Annotated in this window: 16 protein-coding genes; 8 read left to right on the top strand and 8 right to left on the bottom strand. The window is 66.9% G+C overall.

The window, feature by feature from the left end; translation table 11 throughout:
* From rpoD to ASF34_RS14905, 3 genes are all read right to left on the bottom strand, one after another.
* Positions 1-2001 (bottom strand): RNA polymerase sigma factor RpoD, encoded by a 2001-nt coding sequence (rpoD, locus tag ASF34_RS14915; RefSeq protein WP_018044846.1) that lies wholly within the window; start codon positions 1999-2001, stop codon positions 1-3.
* Between the two features lie 199 nt (positions 2002-2200).
* Complete coding sequence (dnaG, locus tag ASF34_RS14910; RefSeq protein ID WP_082494180.1) at positions 2201-4126, bottom strand: DNA primase; 1926 nt, start codon at positions 4124-4126, stop codon at positions 2201-2203.
* A gap of 144 nt (positions 4127-4270) precedes the next feature.
* A complete protein-coding gene (locus ASF34_RS14905; protein WP_056162124.1) occupies positions 4271-4732 on the bottom strand; it encodes a GatB/YqeY domain-containing protein in 462 nt (153 codons plus the stop codon).
* Positions 4733-4959: 227 nt separating this feature from the next.
* Between ASF34_RS14905 and carA the strand changes: the two genes are divergently transcribed.
* Both carA and ASF34_RS14895 read left to right on the top strand, forming a co-directional pair.
* Positions 4960-6198, top strand: coding sequence for a glutamine-hydrolyzing carbamoyl-phosphate synthase small subunit (gene carA / locus ASF34_RS14900; RefSeq protein WP_056148118.1), 1239 nt, complete (start codon positions 4960-4962; stop codon positions 6196-6198).
* 202 nt (positions 6199-6400) lie between these two features.
* Complete coding sequence (locus ASF34_RS14895; RefSeq protein WP_056161915.1) at positions 6401-6778, top strand: hypothetical protein; 378 nt, start codon at positions 6401-6403, stop codon at positions 6776-6778.
* A 51-nt stretch (positions 6779-6829) separates the two neighbouring features.
* Here the strand turns inward: ASF34_RS14895 and ASF34_RS14890 are convergent, their stop codons facing one another.
* Positions 6830-7270 (bottom strand): pseudoazurin, encoded by a 441-nt coding sequence (locus tag ASF34_RS14890; protein ID WP_026176119.1) that lies wholly within the window; start codon positions 7268-7270, stop codon positions 6830-6832.
* A 317-nt stretch (positions 7271-7587) separates the two neighbouring features.
* Between ASF34_RS14890 and carB the strand changes: the two genes are divergently transcribed.
* The 6 genes from carB (at position 7588) to ASF34_RS14860 (ending at position 15404) form a co-directional block, all read left to right on the top strand.
* Complete coding sequence (carB, locus tag ASF34_RS14885; RefSeq protein WP_056161913.1) at positions 7588-11073, top strand: carbamoyl-phosphate synthase large subunit; 3486 nt, start codon at positions 7588-7590, stop codon at positions 11071-11073.
* Between the two features lie 125 nt (positions 11074-11198).
* Entirely contained in the window at positions 11199-11675 is a 477-nt protein-coding gene (greA, locus tag ASF34_RS14880) for a transcription elongation factor GreA (protein WP_187273304.1), read from the top strand.
* Between the two features lie 17 nt (positions 11676-11692).
* Entirely contained in the window at positions 11693-12229 is a 537-nt protein-coding gene (locus tag ASF34_RS14875) for a hypothetical protein (RefSeq protein ID WP_018044854.1), read from the top strand.
* Positions 12230-12263: 34 nt separating this feature from the next.
* A complete protein-coding gene (locus ASF34_RS14870; protein WP_018044855.1) occupies positions 12264-13292 on the top strand; it encodes a mitochondrial fission ELM1 family protein in 1029 nt (342 codons plus the stop codon).
* A 14-nt stretch (positions 13293-13306) separates the two neighbouring features.
* Positions 13307-14281, top strand: coding sequence for a thioredoxin-disulfide reductase (gene trxB, locus ASF34_RS14865; protein ID WP_018044856.1), 975 nt, complete (start codon positions 13307-13309; stop codon positions 14279-14281).
* Positions 14282-14513: 232 nt separating this feature from the next.
* Positions 14514-15404 carry a LysR family transcriptional regulator gene (locus ASF34_RS14860; protein ID WP_026176123.1) on the top strand — a complete coding sequence of 297 codons (891 nt, stop codon included), beginning with the start codon at positions 14514-14516 and terminating at the stop codon, positions 15402-15404.
* Positions 15405-15416: 12 nt separating this feature from the next.
* On the opposite strand, the gene msrP is transcribed toward ASF34_RS14860, so the two are convergent.
* From msrP to ASF34_RS14840, 4 genes are all read right to left on the bottom strand, one after another.
* Positions 15417-16373, bottom strand: a complete 957-nt coding sequence (gene msrP, locus ASF34_RS14855; RefSeq protein WP_056161911.1) for a protein-methionine-sulfoxide reductase catalytic subunit MsrP — start codon at positions 16371-16373, stop codon at positions 15417-15419.
* A gap of 141 nt (positions 16374-16514) precedes the next feature.
* Positions 16515-18218, bottom strand: a complete 1704-nt coding sequence (locus tag ASF34_RS14850) for an AMP-binding protein (RefSeq protein WP_056161910.1) — start codon at positions 18216-18218, stop codon at positions 16515-16517.
* A 104-nt stretch (positions 18219-18322) separates the two neighbouring features.
* Complete coding sequence (locus ASF34_RS14845; RefSeq protein WP_244479000.1) at positions 18323-19003, bottom strand: hypothetical protein; 681 nt, start codon at positions 19001-19003, stop codon at positions 18323-18325.
* Between the two features lie 95 nt (positions 19004-19098).
* Complete coding sequence (locus tag ASF34_RS14840) at positions 19099-20595, bottom strand: leucyl aminopeptidase (protein ID WP_056161908.1); 1497 nt, start codon at positions 20593-20595, stop codon at positions 19099-19101.
* Between the last annotated feature and the right edge of the window lie 217 nt (positions 20596-20812).

The raw sequence follows: 20812 nt of genomic DNA, 5'->3' as shown, positions 1-20812 counted from the left end.
TCAATTGTCGAGGAAGCTCCGCAGCTTGCGCGAACGGCTCGGGTGCTTGAGCTTGCGCAGCGCCTTCGCCTCGATCTGGCGGATACGCTCGCGCGTCACCGAGAATTGCTGACCGACCTCTTCGAGGGTGTGGTCGGTGTTCATGCCGATGCCGAAGCGCATCCGCAGCACGCGCTCCTCGCGCGGCGTCAGCGAGGCCAGCACGCGAGTGGTGGTCTCGCGCAGGTTCGACTGGATCGCCGCATCGATCGGCAAAACGACGTTCTTGTCCTCGATGAAATCGCCGAGATGCGAATCCTCCTCGTCGCCGATGGGCGTTTCGAGGGAGATCGGCTCCTTGGCGATCTTCAGGACCTTTCGGACCTTCTCCAGAGGCATGGCCAGCTTCTCGGCCAGCTCCTCGGGAGTCGGCTCGCGGCCGATTTCGTGCAGCATCTGGCGCGAGGTCCGGACGATCTTGTTGATCGTCTCGATCATGTGCACAGGAATGCGGATGGTGCGTGCCTGATCGGCGATGGAGCGGGTAATCGCCTGCCGGATCCACCAGGTCGCGTAGGTCGAGAACTTGTAGCCCCGGCGATACTCGAACTTATCGACGGCCTTCATCAGGCCGATATTGCCCTCCTGGATCAGGTCCAGGAACTGCAGGCCGCGGTTGGTGTATTTCTTGGCGATGGAGATCACGAGGCGGAGATTGGCCTCGATCATCTCCTTCTTGGCCTGACGGGCTTCGCGCTCGCCCTTCTGGACCATGTTGACGATCTTGCGGTACTCGCCGATCTCGAGACCGGTCTCGGAGGCGAGCGTCAGGATCTGCTCGCGCAGGTCGGCGACCTGCTTGGCGCCCTTCTCGACGAGGTTCTTCCAGCCCTTGCCACCGAGCTTGCCGACACGCTCCATCCAGTTCGGATCGAGCTCCCAGCCCTGGTAGTGGCGCAGGAACTCGTCGCGGGCGACGCCGTGGCTCTCGGCATAGCGCATGAGGCGACCCTCATGGCTGATGAGGCGCTTGTTGATGTCGTAGAGCTGCTCGACCAGCGCCTCGATGCGGTTCGAGTTCAGGGACAGCGACTTCACGTCGGCGACGACGGTGTCCTTGAAATCGGACTGCTTCTGGCTCTGGGCGGAGGTCTGCGTGCCGCCGCCGGCCTTCAGGTCGGCATGCTCGTTCTGGAGCTTGCGTAGCTTCTTGTAGTTGTTGGCGATGTTGTCGAACGTCTCGAGAACGCGCGGCTTGATCTCAGCTTCCATCGCCGCGAGCGAGACGTTGTTCTCCATGTCGTCTTCGTCGTCGCCGCCCTCGGCGGGGATCGGTGCCTCCGCCTCGGCCTCGTCGCCGTCCTCACCCTCGGTGAGCTGCGGCGCGTTCTTGGCGTCCGGGCCGGCATAGGTGGCTTCGAGATCGATGATGTCGCGCAGGAGCACGCGGCCGTCGACGAGCTCGTCGCGCCAGATGATGATGGCCTGGAACGTCAGCGGGCTCTCGCAGAGGCCCGCGATCATGGCTTCGCGGCCGGCCTCGATGCGCTTGGCGATGGCGATTTCGCCCTCACGAGAGAGAAGCTCCACCGAGCCCATCTCGCGCAGGTACATCCGCACCGGATCGTCGGTCCGGTCGGTGGGCTCCTTGGCCGTCGTCTCGCGCACGGCGAGGGGTTTGGTCGGCGCGATCTCGGCGACTTCCGTCCCCTCGGCGGCCTCGTCGTCGTCGGAAGCTTCGCCGTTGGCCGGCTTCTCGCCACCGGCATCCTCGGTCTCTTCCGCCTCGACGACGTTGATGCCCATCTCGGAGAGCTGCGACAGCACGTCCTCGAGCTGGTCCGGATCGGACTGGCCCTCGGGCAGAACCTCGTTGATCTCCTCGTAGGTGATGTAGCCGCGCTTCTTGGCGAGCTTCACCATCCGCTTGACCGAGGCATCGGTCAGATCGAGGAGCGGTCCGTCCGTCTGTTGCTCAGGAGCAGCATCCGTTTCGTCCCGTTCCGTTGCCTTCGTCGCCATGGTCCGCCTATTGTTGCCCTGGTCGCGTTGAGCGGGAGCGTTCGGCTCACTCCGCGTCGTCCACGCCGCCATTCTCTTTGATGTGCGGCGCGCACGATGCGACCGCGTCGATATCTCATGTCCCGGTCTACAAGCGCTACGCTTGACCGACTGTTAACCATGTGCCGCGAGCGGCACCCTAAATTCCGGTTCGTCGCGGTTACGCGGCCGCCGTATCGTCCGATTCTGGCACTTCGGCGTCCGCCTCCGCCCCTGCGACCACGGCCATACGTTCCTTGACGTCACATAGCCAAGCGAAGTTGGCCTCGGATCCCTCCTCGGCCAGTGCTCTCTCGGCAGCGCGAAGTTCGCTATTTAGCGCGCCAGACTTCCGGTGCAAGATCACGGCCTGACGCAATGCGTCTTCCAGACGCATCCGATCCGCATGCGAATCGAGTGTCCAGCGGTCTCCCGGACGAACATGGGTCGCAAGGCGCGTGGCCGCGCCATCGAGCCCCGCCCTCCGCAATCGGCTCTCCAGAACCTCCACATCGGGCTGATCGGCGTCCGCCGCTTGGTCCAGCAGGAGGGACCGCAGCGCCTGCGCGTCGGGATCGTCGAGTTCCAGAGCCGCCAGATCCTCGGCTTCTATCCCCAACAATTCCGGGTGGGCGAGGAGACTGGAGACGATCATCGCCTCGCGATCCCTGAACATAGCCGTCCCGCCGGAGTTCGTCGACCCGGCGAAGAGCGGATTGAACTTCGTGGTGATTCGCGGCGAGGGCGGCGGGTCTCCCGGCCTCGGCTTGCGCTGGAACGTCGAGCCTCCTCCGCTCCGGGGCTCGTAGCCGGTCCGGCGCTGGCCACCGCCACCGCCTCCGGGAGAAAGGGCGCGCAGGCGTCCCTCGATCTCGTCCTTGTAGAACCGCCGCACCGTCTCGTCGCGGATCGAGGCGACCATCTCGCGCAGGCTCTTGGCGAGGCCGGCCTTGCGTTCGGGCGTATCCGTCGGCGTCGATTCGGTGGCGCGCGACCACAACACCTCCACGAGGGGGCGGGCTCCGTCGAGCACCCGGTCGATGGCCGAGGCGCCGGCCGAGCGGAGCAGGTCGTCGGGGTCCTGCCCCTCGGGCAGGAGGGCGAAACGGAGCGACTTACCCGGCGTCAGCCCCGGCAGCGCCACGTCGAGGGCCTTGAACGCCGCGCGCTGGCCGGCGCCGTCGCCGTCGAAACACAGGATCGGCTCGTCGGCATGGCGCCAGAGGAGCGCCAGCTGTTCCTCCGTCAAGGCCGTGCCGAGGCCGGCGACGGCGTTCGGGTGTCCGGCCATGGTCATGGCGATGACGTCGACATAGCCTTCCACGGCGATGATCGTCCCGCGATCATGGGCGGCCTTGCGGGCGCCGTGCAGGTTGTAGAGCACCTGCCCCTTGTGGAAGAGCGGGGTCTCCGGCGAATTCATGTACTTCGCCTTGGCGTCGGCCTGCATCGCGCGCCCGCCGAAGGCGATGACCCGCCCCCGGCTGTCGGTGATGGGAAACATCACCCGGTCGCGGAACTTGTCGAAGGGGACGGCGATGTCGTCGCCGCTGACGAGCAGGCCGAGTTCGGCCATCAGCTCCTTGTCCACGTCCTTGGCGGCCAAGTGGTCGCGCAGTCCGTAGCGCTCCGACGTGGCGTAGCCGAGCCGGAAACGCGAGCGGATCTCGGGGCCGAGTTCGCGCCGGTCGAGATAGGCGCGCGCGCTGGTGCCGAGGCGACCCTTGAGCTGGTCCTCGTAATAGGCGGCCGCCAGTTCCATGACCTCGAAAGCGCCGGTGCGCTTCGTCTCCATCTCCCGCGCATCGGCGCTGGGCGCGGGCAGGGTCACCCCCGCCTCCCCGGCCAGGCGCTCCACCGCCTCGGGAAAGCTGAGGCCCTCGGTCTCCATCAGGAAGGTGAAGACGTCACCGTGCTTGCCGGACGAAAAGCAGTGATAGAACTGCTTCTGGTCGTTGACGTAGAAGGACGGGGTCTTCTCCGAATTGAACGGCGACAGGCCGCGCCACTCGCGACCGGCCTTCTTCAGCCGCACGCGCCGCCCGACCACGTCGGAAGCGGGAAGCCGCGCCCTGATCTCTTCGAGGATGTGGGGTGGGTAACGCACGGGTGAACCAGACCTTTGCAGGCCGGCAGTCTAGCCTACAGCGTTTAAGGAGTCCCGAACGCTTCGACGCATCCATCGCTCGTGCCTCGGACCGGACCGTGACGAGTGGGCCTCGTCACCGTCCGGTCCGATCGGCGCAAGTCTTCAAGCCTTGGCGTTGAGTACGTCCTTGACCAAACCGCTCGCTTTGCCGAAATCCATCCGGCCGGCGAACTTGCCCTTCAGGGCGGCGATGACCTTGCCCATGTCCTTCGGGCCGGCCGCGCCGGTCTCGGCCACGGCGGCCTCGATGGCGGCGCGGGTCTCGGACTCGTCCATCTGCTGGGGCAGGTAGCCCGCGATGATCGCGGCCTCGGCCCGCTCGGTCTCGGCGAGCTCGGGGCGACCGCCCTGGTCGTAGACGCCGGCCGATTCGTTGCGCTGCTTGATCATCTTCTGCAGCAGGGCGAGGATTTCCTCCTCGGAGGCCGGCTCCTTGCCGAGGCCACGGGCCTCGATGTCCTTGTCCTTCAAGGCGGCCTGGATCATCCGCACGGTGGCGAGTTTGGCCTTGTCGCCGGCCTTCATGGCCTCCTTCATCTCGGTGGTGAGGCGCGCGCGCAGCATGGTCGTCTCCTGAAAATCGTCTTTGCGGAATGTCATAGCTGGGCTCGGCGCCCGGATGGTCTGCGAATTGCTGTGATCGGCCGACCGAGGTGGTTGAGCCGGTCGGGAACAGGGGCCACATTGACCCCATCACGGCCCGCTCGTTATGAGCGCCGCACAATGCGCCACCCGCACGCGCCGTCGCACCGGCGTCGATGGGTCGGCCGGACATAAGCGAGATCGCGACGATGCTGCAAGACGAAGGCGCCCCGGCGCAATCCTCCTCCACGCCCGCACCCTGGGCCGAGCCCGTCGCGACAGCCCTCCTCGTGCTGGCCGACGGCACCGTCCTCGAAGGATTCGGCATCGGCCAGACCGGGGCCGCCGATGGCGAGGTCTGCTTCAATACGGCGATGACCGGCTACCAGGAGATCCTCACCGACCCCTCCTATGCCGGCCAGATCGTCACCTTCACCTTTCCGCATATCGGCAATACCGGCACCAACGACGAAGACCTGGAGAGCCTCGACGCGGCCCCCGCCTCCGGCGTGCGCGGCGCGGTCATCGCCTCGGCCGTCACCAACCCGTCGAGCTGGCGCTCGTCGAGCCATCTCGACGCATGGCTGAAAGCGCGCGGCATCGTCGGCATCACCGGGATCGACACGCGGGCGCTCACCGCCCTCATCCGCGACCACGGCATGCCCAACGCCGTCATCGCCAACGATCCGGAGGGCCGGTTCGACCGCGAGGCACTGAAGGCACGCGCCGCCGCCCTCGCCCCGATGGAGGGTCTCGACCTCGTCCCGCCCGTCACGAGCCGCGAGACGTCCGACTGGTCGCAGACGACCTGGGCTGTGAAGGGCGGCTACGGCAGCCGCCAGATCGGCGAGGGCCTCAAGGTCGTCGCCATCGATTACGGGGTGAAGCGCAACATCCTGCGCCTGCTCGCCGAGGCCGGCTGCGATGTCACCGTCGTGCCCGCCACCACCTCCGCCGCCGCGATCATGGCGATGAAGCCCGACGGCGTCTTCCTGTCGAACGGTCCCGGCGATCCGGCCGCCACCGGCGAATACGCGGTCCCGGTGATCCGCGAGCTTCTGAACGAGAAGGTGCCGACCTTCGGCATCTGCCTCGGACACCAGCTCATGGGCCTGGCGCTCGGCGGACGCACCGTGAAGATGGCTCAGGGCCATCACGGGGCCAACCACCCGGTGAAGGACAAGACCACGGGGAAGGTCGAGATCGTCTCGATGAACCACGGTTTCGCCGTCGATCCGGCCAGCCTGCCCGAGACGGCGGTTGAGACGCATATCTCGCTGTTCGACGGCTCGAATTGCGGTCTCACCCTCACCGACCGCCCGGCCTTCTCGGTTCAGCACCACCCGGAAGCCTCGCCGGGCCCGCGCGACAGCCACTACCTGTTCGAGCGGTTCGTGGCGCTGATGCGCAGCGGCAAGGCGGAGACGGCCCCCACCACCGCCGCGTAGGGCCGTATCGCTCACCGCGCCGGGCGCATTTTTGCGCCTTCCAACGAGCTCTGGCGGATCGCCGCCGGGGCATTCGCGAAATGGTTCCCGCGCCCGTCACAAAAAACCCGGCTTTGACCGGCACTCCCCGAAGCCAACGACGATCGGCACGGTGACGACGCCGCGACGATCGTCCTGCTGCCATGAGCACGGGGTTTTCCACATGACGTTCGACGACGCGCGCGATGATTTTTCGCGCCTGCATCGGGTCTTCACGTTCCATCTCGGCGTGGGTGTCGCCCTCGCCTGGATGACCGCCCTGTATTCGGCCTGCTACGCCCCCTGGGTCCGCAACATCCGCGCGCTCATCGACCCGACCGGCGGCGCCCAGACCGTCGAGAGCACCTGGTCCTTCCTGTTCGTCCTGCCCGTCGTCCTCACCATCGCCTGGCTCAGCCTGTTCTTCGGCCGCGAGATCCTGCGCCGCTCGCAGACCCTGCCCAACGTCGCCCTCGAATTCGCCGCCGCCGCCGCCGTGGCCTTCGGCGTGTTCTATCTCTCCATCGATCGCGCGGTGGCCGCCCTCTATATCGGCCTCTGACGGCACAACGCGGGAGGTCGGAGGCGGCTTGGCGCCGCCTCCTCTCTCACGTCACTGAACCTGGGCGAGCAGGGGCTCGAACCGCTTGGCGGCGAGCTTGTTGTGCGTGACCGCCTTCGCCGCCTCGAGGTTCTCCGGCTTGTCGCCGACCACCACCACGGCGATCATGCCCATGAGGTAATGCGGCGAGCACTTGATGCCGTAGACCCCGGGCTTGTCGAACTTGACGACCTCCTCCTTGCCCAGGACGGTCTTGAAGGTCTCCGCCCCCTCGGGCGCCATGCCCTTGATCAGCTCGGCATTGTGCCCCTTGTCCTGGGGGACGAACTTGATGCTGTCGCCCGGCGCCAACTTCACGAAGGCAGGGTCGAAGACCATCATACCACCCGGCCCGCTGTTGAGGGTCTTCACGGTGATCTCGGCGGCGAAAGCGGCTGGGCCGGCGGCGATGCACAGGGCCAGCGTGCCCACGAGCGTTCCTAGCTTTATCATTCTTATCCTCGATTTAGTCTTGTTCGAGATCGACAAGGCGCCGATCGTCTCAATTACACGGCTCCATCGAAGGCGCAATATTTCGCATCTTCTTGGATTTATAGTTATTATAGTTTGATTGTCTTTGGCGGCGGACCGGCGGCCCTCCGGGGCGGGCACAATCGACGCCAAGCCTCTCGGCGCTCTTCCAAAACCCTCCCGCCGCGTGTAGACGCGAGCGCTAACGATCATTCACGCCGCTCGCGTCCATATCCGGCCCGCTCCAGATTGTGGCGCCGCGCTTGACGGATGCGCGCGTCCGCAAGCCAAGGCGCCCGATGCCGAAACGCACCGACCTCTCCACGATCCTCATCATCGGTGCCGGTCCGATCGTGATCGGGCAGGCCTGCGAGTTCGACTATTCCGGGACGCAGGCCTGCAAGGCGCTGCGCGAGGAGGGTTACCGGATCGTCCTGGTCAATTCGAACCCGGCGACCATCATGACCGACCCGGACATGGCGGATGCGACCTATGTCGAGCCGATCACGCCGGAGATCGTCGCCAAGATCATCGAGAAGGAGCGCCACGTCCTTCCCGGCGGCTTCGCCCTGCTGCCGACCATGGGCGGCCAGACGGCCTTGAACTGCGCCCTTTCTCTCAAGAAGCTGGGCATACTCGAAAAATTCGACGTCCAGATGATCGGCGCCACGGCCGAGGCCATCGACAAGGCCGAGGATCGGCAATTGTTTCGCGACGCGATGACGAAGATCGGCCTGGAAACGCCGAAATCGGCCGTCGCCAACGCGTCCGCCGCCAAGAAGGTGGATCGCGAAAAGTACCTCGCCGAGATCGCCCGGATCGAGACCTCCACCGACGAGGCCGCTCGTCCGGCCGCCCTCGCCGCGTTCGAGAAGAAGTGGCACGCGGGCGAATCCGACCGTCGTAAGCGCTACGGTGAGCATGCCATCGGGCAGGCGCTGATCGCGCTGGCCGAAGTCGGCCTCCCGGCCATCATCCGCCCTTCCTTCACCATGGGCGGCACCGGGGGCGGCATCGCCTACAACCGGGAAGAATTCCTCGACATCGTCGAGCGCGGCATCGACGCCTCGCCCACCAACGAGGTCCTGATCGAGGAGAGTGTCCTCGGTTGGAAGGAATACGAGATGGAGGTCGTTCGCGATAGACACGACAACTGCATCATCGTCTGCTCCATCGAGAACATCGATCCGATGGGCGTCCATACCGGCGATTCCATCACCGTGGCCCCAGCCCTGACGCTCACGGACAAAGAGTATCAGGTGATGCGTGACGCATCGCTCGCGGTGCTGCGTGAGATCGGCGTGGAGACCGGCGGCTCGAACGTGCAGTTCGCCATCGACCCGGCCACCGGCCGGATGATCGTCATCGAGATGAACCCGCGCGTGTCGCGCTCGTCGGCGCTGGCCTCCAAGGCCACGGGCTTCCCCATCGCCAAGGTCGCGGCCAAGCTCGCGGTGGGATACACCCTCGACGAGATCGCCAACGACATCACCGGCGGCGCGACCCCGGCCTCGTTCGAGCCGACCATCGACTACGTCGTCACCAAGATCCCGCGCTTCGCCTTCGAGAAGTTCCCCGGCGCCGAGCCGACGCTGACCACGGCGATGAAGTCGGTGGGCGAGGCCATGGCCATCGGCCGTTGCTTTGCCGAATCGCTGCAGAAGGCCCTGCGCTCCCTGGAGACCGGCCTCACCGGCCTCGACGAGATCGAGATCGAGGGGCTCGGCAAGGGCGACGACCACAACGCCATCAAGGCGGCCCTGGGTACACCGACCCCTGACCGTCTCCTGAAGGTGGGACAGGCGCTCCGCCTCGGCGTCAGCCACGAGGAGGTCCACGCCTCGTGCAAGATCGATCCGTGGTTCCTGGAGCAACTCCAGGCGATCATCGACTTGGAGAACCGGGTCAAGGTCCACGGCATCCCCACCACACCCGGCGCCCTGCGCCAGCTCAAGGCGGCGGGCTTCTCGGATGCCCGCCTCGCGGTGCTCGCCAAGACCGACGAGGACAGCGTCCGCGCCGCCCGCCGGGCACTGGGCGTCCGCCCGGTGTACAAGCGCATCGACACCTGCGCGGCCGAGTTCAAGGCGCCCACCGCCTACATGTACTCCACCTACGTGGCGCCCTTCGCCGGCGCCGTGGTCGACGAGGCGCAGCCCACCGACGCCAAGAAGGTCATCATCCTCGGCGGCGGACCCAACCGCATCGGCCAGGGGATCGAGTTCGACTATTGCTGTTGTCACGCCTGTTTCGCGCTCACCGAGGCCGGCTATGAGACGATCATGGTCAACTGCAACCCGGAGACGGTCTCCACCGACTACGACACCTCCGACCGGCTCTATTTCGAGCCGCTGACGCAGGAGGACGTGCTCGAAATCATCGAGACCGAGCGGCAGGCCGGCACGCTGCACGGCGTCATCGTCCAGTTCGGCGGGCAGACCCCGCTGAAGCTCGCCCGCGCCCTCGAAGCGGCCGGCGTGCCGATCCTCGGCACCTCACCGGACGCCATCGACCTCGCCGAGGACCGCGACCAGTTCAAGCGGCTCCTCGACAAGCTCGGGATGAAGCAGCCGAAGAACGGCATCGCCTATTCCGTCGAGCAGAGCCGCCTCGTGGCCTCCGATCTCGGCCTGCCCTTCGTGGTGCGCCCGAGCTACGTGCTGGGCGGCCGCGCCATGGCGATCATCCGCGACGAGGTCCAGTTCGCCGACTATCTCCTCGACACCCTGCCGAGCCTGATCCCGTCGGACGTGAAATCGCGCTACCCCAACGACAAGACCGGCCAGATCAACACGGTGCTGGGCAAGAACCCGCTCCTGTTCGACCGCTATCTCTCGGATGCCACCGAGATCGACGTGGATGCCATCTGCGACGGCAAGGACGTCTACATCGCCGGTATCATGGAGCACATCGAGGAGGCCGGCATCCATTCGGGCGATTCCGCCTGCTCGCTGCCCTCGCGCTCGCTCTCGCCGGAGACCATCGCCGAGCTGGAACGCCAGACCAGGGCGATGGCGCTGGCCCTGCAGGTCGGCGGCCTGATGAACGTGCAATACGCCATCAAGGACGGCGCGATCTACGTGCTGGAGGTGAACCCACGGGCATCCCGCACGGTGCCCTTCGTCGCCAAGGTCATCGGCGAGCCCATCGCCAAGATCGCGGCGCGCGTCATGGCGGGTGAGCCGCTCGCGAGTTTCGGGCTCGAGCCCAAGGTCCTCGACCACATCGCCGTCAAGGAAGCCGTGTTCCCCTTCGCCCGTTTCCCCGGCGTCGATGTCCTGCTCGGACCGGAGATGCGCTCCACCGGTGAGGTCATCGGCCTCGATTCGAGCTTCGGCGTCGCCTTCGCCAAGAGCCAGCTCGGCTCGGGCACCCTCGTGCCGAAGAGCGGCGCGGTGTTCGTCTCGGTCCGTGACGCCGACAAGGCCCGCATCCTGCCGGCCATCCGGGAGTTGTCTGAGGCCGGTTTCGTCATCGTCGCCACCAGCGGGACGCAGCGCTACCTCCTGGAGAACGGCGTCCCGACGGAGCGGGTGAACAAGGTGCTGGAGGGCCGGCCGCACGTGGTCGATTCGATCAAGAACGGCGACATCCAGCTCGTGTTCAACACGACGGAAGGCGCAGGCGCCCTGGCGGACTCGCGCTCCCTGCGCCGGGCGGCCCTCTTGCATAAAGTGCCGTACTACACCACTCTAGCCGGAGCGATGGCGGCGGCCGAGGGGATCAAGGCCTATCTCGAGGGTGATCTCCAGGTGCGCGCCTTGCAGGAATACTTCGCGGCTTAACATTTGATGTGGTGTCCGTCTTGACGGACACGGCAGATGCCAAGCTTCAAGACCATCTTACTCTGGCCCGGAGGGAGCGTCCCGCTCCCGACCGGGCCTATTCATTGTGGCGCGAGACGATGACGATAGACAAGGTTCCGATGACGGTGCGCGGGTTCGCTGCGCTGGAAGCCGAGCTGAAGCATCGCCAGCAGGTGGAGCGTCAGCGCATCATCCAGGCCATCTCCGAAGCGCGGGCGCTCGGCGACCTCTCGGAGAATGCCGAGTATCATGCCGCCAAGGAGGCCCAGTCCCACAACGAGGGGCGGGTGATGGAACTCGAGAGCATGATCGCCCGGGCCGAAGTCATCGACGTCACCAAGCTGTCGGGCACCAAGATCAAGTTCGGCGCCACGGTGAAGCTCGTTGACGAGGATACCGAGGAAGAGAAGACCTACCAGCTCGTCGGCGAGCCTGAGGCGGATGTCCGTTCGGGGCTGGTCTCGATCACCTCCCCCATCGCCCGCGCCCTCATCGGCAAGGGCGTCGGGGACACGGTGGAGGTGACGACCCCCGGCGGCGGTAAGTCCTATGAGGTCGTCGCGGTCCAGTACGGCGTTTGACGCCCGAGGCTTCGAGCATGCGCCAGACCGTATTTCGCCGGTCCGTCACGGGCTGGCGGCGGGCATGGATCGGCCTCGTCGCCGTCCTGGCCATGGCGTCCCCTGCCCTGGCCGAGGGTCTGTCGTCCTTCGGCGCCACGCGGCTGTCGGCGATCCGCGTCGATGTGGGACCGCTCCTGGCGGAAGGCGGCGGCGCCCCGGCGGAAGCCTTGCGTGACGATCTCCTCGGCGCGCTGAACCGCGAATTCGCGGACAGGATCGGGGGCGCCGGACCGGTTCTGGTGGTGAGGATCAAGAGCCTGTCGCTCCGGCCCTATACCGGGAGCGAAGGAGGCCGCAGCGGCTTCGGCGGCGGCTCGCAATCCGATTATCTCGACGGGGAAGCCCTGATCGTCGGTCGACGCGGCGAGGTGCTGGCCCGGCATCCGCAGCTCTCCGCGCTGCCGTCGAGCTCGGGCGGGGCGTGGTACGATCCGGATTCGGAACGTCGCCGCGTCGCCGCGATCGCACAGCATTATGCCGGCTGGCTGCGCCGGGCATTTCCGTCGAACTGACGCCGCCATGTCGATATCGGGAGCGTCCGGCGTGATGCGATCTGCTGGAGAGAAACTCGGCACCGGCCATGCCCCCGATCTCGCTCATGTGGGAGCGTGGATCGTCACCGATGGCAAAGCCGGTGACGAGAACCAGTGTATCGGCCTCGCGGAGACCCTCGGCCTCGATTTCGAGATCCACCGCGTCACGCCCCGTCCCCCCTTCGGCTGGCTCGCCCCGTGGGGACCGATCGACCCGCGCGACCGACCCGGCCATCGCGGCGGCGCCCTGGCCGGCCCGTTTCCCGAGATCGTGATCGCCTCGGGACGCCGCGCGGTCCCCTATCTCCGCGCGATCCGCAAGGCGTCGAAGGGCCGGACCTTCACCGCCTTCCTGAAGGATCCCCGGACGGGGCACGACACCGCGGATTTCATCTGGGTGCCGGATTACGACGACCTTCGCGGGCCGAACGTGTTCACGACCCTGACGGCGCCGCATCAGGTGACGGCGGCGCGGCTGGCGGCGGCGCGCCGTTCCCCCGATCCGCGCCTGATGCAACTGCCGAAGCCTCGCGTCGCGGTGCTGATCGGCGGCGACAGCCGCCATCTCAGCTATCGTTCCGCCGACATGAAGCGGCTGCTCGCCAAATTGACGAAACTCGCCGATGGCGGATCGTCGCTCATGCTTACGGTGTCCCGCCGGACGCCGCCGCCCCTGCGGACGGCGCTCCAGCGCCTCGTCGCGGAGAAGGGCGGCTTCTTCTGGGACGGCTCGGGGGCGAACCCCTACGTCTCCCTGCTCGCCCTCGCCGACGCCATCGTGGTCACGTCGGATTCGGCCAACATGGTGGGAGAAGCGGTGAGCAGCGGTGCGCCGGTGCTTCTCTTCGATCTCCCGAAGACCTACATCCGGCACAGGCGGCTCTTTGCCGGACTGGCGATGGCGGGCGCCCTGAAGCCCTTCACCGGTCGTCTGGAAGAGTTGCATTACACCCCCCTCGACGCGACACCGGCCATCGCGGAAGCTCTGGCCCGTGCCTTTGTCGAGCACCGCGCCGGGCTGGCACCTGCGCCGCGGCCGTAGGAGACGTCCGAACCATGGCCCCCCACCATTCCAAGCTCATCATCATCGGCTCAGGCCCCGCCGGCTACACCGCCGCGATCTATGCCGCCCGCGCCATGGTCGAGCCGCTGCTGATCTCCGGCTTCCAGCCCGGCGGCCAGCTCATGATCACCACCGATGTCGAGAATTATCCGGGCTTCGCCGACCCGATCCAGGGTCCGTGGCTGATGGAGCAGATGCGGCTCCAGGCCGAGCATGTGGGCACCAAGATCGTGTCCGAGTACATCACCAAGGTCGATCTGCAGGCGCGGCCGTTCCATCTGGAGGCGGATTCCGGCGAGACCTACACCTGCGACGCCCTCATCATCGCCACCGGCGCGCAGGCGAAGTGGCTGGGCCTTCCCTCCGAGGCCAAGTTCCAGGGCTTCGGCGTCTCGGCCTGCGCCACCTGCGACGGATTCTTCTTTCGCGGCAAGGAGGTGGTGGTCGTCGGCGGCGGCAACACCGCCGTGGAGGAGGCGCTCTATCTCGCCAACCTCGCCGCGAAGGTCACGGTGGTGCATCGCCGGGGCGAGTTCCGTGCGGAGCGCATCCTCCAGGAGCGCCTGTTCAAGCATCCCAACGTCGAAGTGGTCTGGCATCACGCGATCGAGGAGATCTGCGGCACCCAGTCACCGCCTTCGGTCACGCATCTGCGCCTGAAGGACGTGCGCTCGGGCACGATCACGGAGCTCAAGGCGGACGGTGTGTTCGTCGCCATCGGGCATCAGCCGGCGACGGGGATTTTCGAGGGACAGCTCGCCATGCGCCATGGCGGCTATATCGAGACGAAGCCGGGCACGACGGAGACGGCGATCCCCGGCGTCTATGCCGCCGGCGACGTTGCTGACGATGTCTACCGGCAGGCGATCACCGCGGCAGGAATGGGCTGCATGGCGGCTCTGGAGGCCGAAAAGTACATCGCGGCCCTCGAACTCGGCGAAACCCCACAGCAGGCTGCAGCGGAATAGGGAAATCTTTGTTCGGCGCCTTGCGTCGGGCATCAACCTAATCGCAAGATCGTTGTCCTAAAACCAGCACGAGCCGAGTTTCATCGGCTCGGCGTCCCATGTTGCCCGGCCGAACCGAATGAAACGGCGGCCGGGCACGCCGAGACACGGCAAGGGCCGATGCCTGACCGTACAGGGTCCGGCATCGGGCGGCCGGCTATCGGCACGGGGCTGCGTGAGGGGGTTGGACGCCGTGGACTGGGACAAGATCCGGATCTTCCTCAACGTCGCCGAAGCCGGCAGCTTCACGCGTGCCGGCGACGATATCGGCCTGAGCCAATCGGCGGTGAGCCGGCAGATCAGCGCCCTCGAGCGGGAGTTGAAGGCCCCTCTCTTCCACCGCCATGCGCGGGGCCTCATCCTGACCGAGCAGGGCGACCTGCTGTTCCGGGCGGCGCGGGACATGAAGCTGCGCCTGGAGAACACCAGGGCGCGTCTCGTGGAGACGAGCGAGCGGCCGAGCGGCGACCTCAAGGTGACGACGACGACGGGCCTCGGCACCTCGTGGCTCGCCCAGCGCGTCGCCGAATTCCTCGACCTCTATCCCGACGTGCGCGTCGAACTCATCCTCACCAACGAGGAACTCGATCTCGCCATGCGCGAAGCGGACGTCGCCGTCCGGATGCGGCGCCCGGCCCAGCCCGACCTGATCCAGCGGCGGCTGTTCACGGTCCACTACCATGCCTTCGCCTCGGCCGATTACGTGAAGCGGTTCGGCGAACCCAAGGCGATCGCGGATCTCGACAACCACCGCCTCGTGTCCTTCGGCGGCAACGAGCCGTCCTACCTGCTGGCGACCCACTGGCTCTCGACGGTGGGCCGCGAAGGCCAGGAACGGAGGACGATCCACTTCACGGTGAACAACATCGCCGCCCTGCAGAACGCGATGGAGACCGGTGCCGGCATCGGCATCCTCCCCGACTACGCCGTGGAGGGGCAGACCGGCCTCATGCAGGTCCTGCGCGACGTCGAGATGCCGCATATGGAAAGCTACCTCGTCTATGCCGAGGAGATGCGCTCCGTCGCCCGGGTGCAGGCTTTCCGCGACTTCCTCGTGGCCAAGGCCCAGCGCTGGACCTATTGACCGGCAGCCCGCTCAGACGAACAGGCGCTCGTTCTCAAGACCCTTGTAGAGCCCGGCCACCTGCTCGCCGTAGCCGTTATAGATCAGTGTGGGCACTCGCTGGTCGGTGCCGAGCACGCGCTCCGAGGCCTGGCTCCAGCGGGGATGCGAGACCGCCGGGTTCACATTGGCCCAGAAGCCGTATTCCGAGTCCTGCAGGCCTTCCCAGAAGGTCTTCGGCCGCTCGGCGACGAAGGACAGCTTCACGATCGACTTCACCGATTTGAAGCCGTACTTCCACGGCACCGCGAGGCGGATCGGCGCACCGAACTGGTTGGCGAGCGGCTTGCCGTAGATGCCCGTGGCGATGAAGGCGAGGTCGTTGTTGGCCTCCTCCATCGTCAGTCCTTCCACATAGGGCCAGGGATAGAGGAACGAGCGCTGGCCCGGCGCCATGGACTTGTCCATGAAGGTTTCCATGCGGAGGTACTTGGCCCCCGATGCGGGCTTCGCCAGGGCCACGAGCTTCGAGAGCGGGAAGCCCGTCCAGGGCACCGACATCGACCAGGCCTCGACGCAGCGGTGGCGGTAGAGGCGCTCCTCGAGGGTCATCTTGCGGACGAGATCGTCGATCCCGATCTCGAACGGCTTCTCGACCAGGCCGTCGATCTTGAGGGTCCAGGGCCGGGTCTTCAGGGCGTTGGCAGCCGGCAGCACGGTCTTGGACGTACCGAACTCGTAGAAGTTGTTGTAATCCGCCGAGAACTTCTCGGCCGTCAGCGGACGGTCCAGCGTATAGGCCTCGTTGCGCGCGGCCGGGTAGAGGCCGCTCGTCGGGTCGGCGGCGGCGAAAGCGCCCTCGACGCCCATGAGGGACGTCGCGGCGAGGCCGGCGGCCCCGCCGAGCAAGGCGCGGCGGTTCAGGAACACGCTCTCGGGCGTGGCGAGGCGCTCAGGCATTTCCCAGCCGCTACGGCGCTTGATGTACATGTGGCGTCCTCGAACAAGAATAGGGATGGCCGCACAGGGCGGCCTTGTCCCGCGAAGATCGGCCCCGCCGCCCATCCGTGCAAGCGGGGCCTATCGTCACCGTTCGGCGAGACGCCGTCCCCGGTTACATCGGCGGGCTCGTCAGGGGCGCGGCGCCGCGTCGCGCAGGGCCCGGCGCAGCACCTTGCCGACGTTGGTCTTCGGGAGGGCGTCGTGGAAGACCACGCGCCTCGGCACCTTGTAGCCGGTGAGCTGCTGACGCGCGTAGGTCCGCAGCGCCTCGACCCCGACGCTGCTGTCCTTGAGCACCACATGCGCGACGACCATCTCGCCGGTCTCCTCGCATGGCGTGCCGACCACGGCGCATTCGAGCACGCCGGGATGGCCGACGAGGATCTCCTCCACCTCGTTCGGATAGACGTTGAAGCCCGAGACCAGGATCATGTCCTTCATCCGGTCGACGATACGCACCTGCCCGTCCGCCTGGAGGATTGCCACGTCGCCGGTGCGGAAATAGCCGTCACCGGTCGTCGCCCGCGCGGTCTCGTCCGGCCGCTTCCAGTAGCCCGCCATGACCTGCGGGCCGCGCACGCAGAGCTCGCCGGGCTCGCCAGGGAGGACATCCCTGCCCTCGGCATCGCGGATCGCCACATCGGTGGAGGGAACCGGGAAGCCGATCGTGCCGGTCCAATCCGCCCGAGGGTCGTTCACGCAGACCACGGGCGAGGTTTCGGAAAGCCCGTAGCCCTCGACGATGGACTTGCCCGTGATCGCCTTCCACCTGGCCGCCACGGGAGCCTGCACGGCCATGCCGCCGGCGATGACGAAATGGATCCTGGAGAAATCCACCTCCGCGATCTTCGGATGGTTGTTGAGCAGGTTGAACAGCGTGTTCACCCCGGAGAAATGGGTGAAGCGGTTGCCCTTCAGGGTCTTCACGAACCCGTCCACGTCGCGGGGATTGGGAATGAGCAGGCAGCATCCGCCGATGCTCATGAACAGGAAGAAGCAGCCGGTGAGGGCGAAGATGTGATAGAGCGGCAGGGCCGTGACCATCACCCGGTCGACCCCGTCGGTTTCCGACACGGAGAACCAGACCCGGCACTGAGCCACGTTGGCGACGACGTTGGCATGGGTCAGCATGGCGGCCTTCGCGGCGCCCGTCGTCCCCCCGGTATATTGCAGGAACGCGAGATCCTGCGGCCCGACCGACACCGACGCTTTCGGCAGGCTTCGGCCGCGGCGCAGGACCGTCTCGAAGCGCAGCGTCTTGCCCTCGGGCAGACGATAGGGAGGCACCGCCTTCTTGATGTGGCGCGAGACGAGATCGACGATCCGCCCCTTGAGGCCGAGCCCGTCGCCCGGTCCGGCGACGACGATACGGTCGAGGGCGATGTCGGCGCCCGCACTGGCGACGGTATGGGCGAAATTCTCGAGGACGAAGAGCGCCCGAGCCCCCGAATCGTTGATCTGAACCGTCAGTTCGCGCGGGGTGTAGAGCGGGTTGACGTTGACCACGACGCAGCCGGCCAGGAGAATCCCGTAGATCGCCGCCGGATAGGCCGGCACGTTCGGCATCATGACGGCGATCCGGTCGCCCTTGCCGAACCCTTCGGCCACCAGCCAGGCCGCGATCGCGTCCGCGGAGGCGCCGAGTTCGGCATAGGTGATGGACTTGCCGAAACAGCGGATCGCCGGGCGGGCGGCACATTCCGTCGTGCTGAGGCGCAGGATGTCCACGAGGGTGCGCGGGCTCGCGACGTCGATCTCGGCGGGTATGCCGGGCGGATACATGGAGAGCCATGGGCGCACGGAAACCGGCCCGGGGGCCGTGCCTTGGATCATCTCGATCCTCCCTCTGATGTGCGCGGCAGATTGTTATCCGCGCAGCGGCTTGGTGCCGCGTTCGTTCATATGTAAACTATCTTTTCGGCGACTCTGTCACCGGATCAATCCGCAACGGAGAGTGTATCGGGTTTCTTCCGACGCGATCTGTCACGAAGCGCCAGCCAGACCAGTATGGCATGAGGCAGAAACGCGGCGAGAACCAGAGACATCCCCATCCCTGCCTCGCCGGCCGACATTGCGCGGCGGGGCCATGGCCCGAAACCGGCCGGATGGGCCTGCCCGATCACCGCGAAGGCGAACCACAGGGCGAGAAAGCCCGTTCCGCAGCGGAAGAGACCGATCGCGAGGCGGCGGCCCCATGACGGGGCGGACGCACCACCGCCGATCAGGATCCGGCTCACGGCCAAGGCCGACCCGAAGACGAAAGCCGACGCCGCGGCGCCGATGGCAAAGGCGGCATTCATGGGCTGGTAGGTGAGGAAGGTCATGCCGCCGGTGGCGAAGCCCGCCCGGAGAACGAGACCGCCGAAGGTCGGATAGAGGCCGAGGGCGAGGAGCAGCGCGGCCCCTGCCAAGGCCCCGGCGATACGCCTGGGCAGCGACGCCGTGCCCGTCGCCGCCATCGCGACGATCCGCGCGAGAGCGTAGATCAGCGCGAAGGTGAAGAGCGGGTATTGCAGCAGGAAGAACCCGTAGAACCGCGCCGCCAGATCGGGCGGCAGCGCCGAGGCCTGGCTCAGGCCGGCGAGGGCCGTGGCGCAGACCGCAACAACCGCAGCCACGATCGGAAGTGCCGCAGCCATGACAGACAATGCTGCGGCTGCGGGAGGAGAGGCGGCGGCCGGGACAAGCACCGCGGACGCGCCGCCGGATGCCATCACGCCTCGTAATTGTCGCGCACGAGCCGGTCGAGGAGACGCACGCCCCAGCCGGCGCCCCAGCTCCGGTTGATCTCGCTGGGGCTCGACGACATCGCGACGCCGGCGATGTCGAGATGCGCCCACGGCACGTCGTTGACGTAGCGCTTGATGAAGGACGCGGCGGTAGCCGCGCCGCCATGGCGCCCGCCGGTATTCTTCATGTCGGCGAATTTCGAGTCGATGGCCTTGTCGTAGGCCGGGATCAGCGGCATCCGCCACACCGCCTCGCCGGTGGCCTCGCTGGCGGCGGCGATCTTGGCGGCGAGCGCATCGTCGTTGGAGAACATACCGGCGATGTCCTGGCCGAGGGCGACGATGATCGCCCCGGTGAGGGTCGCCAGATCGATCATGAATTTCGGCTTGTAGGCACTCTGCACGTGCCAGATCACGTCGGCGAGGACGAGGCGCCCCTCGGCGTCGGTGTTGATGATCTCGATGGTCTGGCCGGACATGGAGGTGACGATGTCGGCCGGGCGCATGGCGTTGCCGTCCGGCATGTTCTCCACGATGCCGATGGCGCCGATGGCGTTGACCTTCGCCTTGCGCGAGGCGAGCGCGAACATCGTACCCACGACGCAGGCGGCGCCCCCCATATCGCCCTTCATGTCTTCCATGCCGCCGGCGGACTTGATCGAGATGCCGCCGGAATCGAAGCAGACGCCCTTGCCGATGAAGGCGATCGGCGCTTCCGACGCATCGTCGCCGCCGTTCCAGCGCATGACCACGACGCGGGCTTCGCGCGTGGACCCCTGCGCGACGGCGAGGAGCGCTCCCATGCCGAGGGCCTCGAGCTTGCCGGGACCGAGAACCTCGACCTCGACGCCGAGCTTGGTCAGTTCCTCGGCACGCCGCGCGAATTCCTCGGGATAGAGAACGTTCGGCGGCTCGTTGATGAGTTCACGCGCCAGGAGGACGCCGCCGGCCACGGCCTCCGAGACCTTGGAAGCCGCCTCCGCCGCCGAGGGATCGGCGACCATGAGGGTGAGCGCGGTGACGCGAGCTTCCTCGCCCTCCGGCTTCTTCTTCGTCTTGTAGCGGTCGAAGCTGTAGACGCGCAGACGCGCGCCGAGGGCGAAATCGGCGGCGTTCGCGGGGCTCACCGAGGAGCCTGGCCAATCGAGGGCGACATGGGCCTGGCGGCCGCTCACCTTGCTGGCCGCATAGCCGCCCAGAGCCGGCCAATCGATCTTGGCGCGGTCCTTCTCCGAACCGAGGCCGATGACGAGGAGCCGGTCGGCATCGATCCCGGCGGGGGCCGGGAGTGCCAGGGACGTCAGCGACTTGCCCTTGAACCGCTCGCTCGCGGCGGCGCGCGCCACCAGGTCGGCCGCGCCGCGGCCGAGGGCCTGAGTGACCGCGGGCGAGAGAGCCAGATCATCGCCGACGAAGAGAACGATGTCGCCGTGGCCGACCGGGCCGAGCGGCCCGAATGCGATCGTGATACCGTCCGCCATAAGTCACGCTTTCCGAAGGTCTGAATTGGTTCGTGCGGCCCGACACACGGCGCCGCGACGCTCCTTGTGTACCCGTTGATGCGAAGAACGCAACGCGATCCGGCCGCCGCGAAAGCGCCTGATTTGAAGCGCCCCAAGACGATCGACATCGGTGGACGGGTGCGATGCCGGGGGGCATGAGGAAGGCCCGTGGGACGCGTCCCACGCAAGCCGCGCG

It is taken from the genome of Methylobacterium sp. Leaf106 (assembly GCF_001422895.1).
GTDB lineage: Bacteria > Pseudomonadota > Alphaproteobacteria > Rhizobiales > Beijerinckiaceae > Methylobacterium > Methylobacterium bullatum.
The sequence above is the reverse complement of the archived record's forward strand: the minus strand, read 5'-3'. Positions and strand labels throughout refer to the sequence as shown.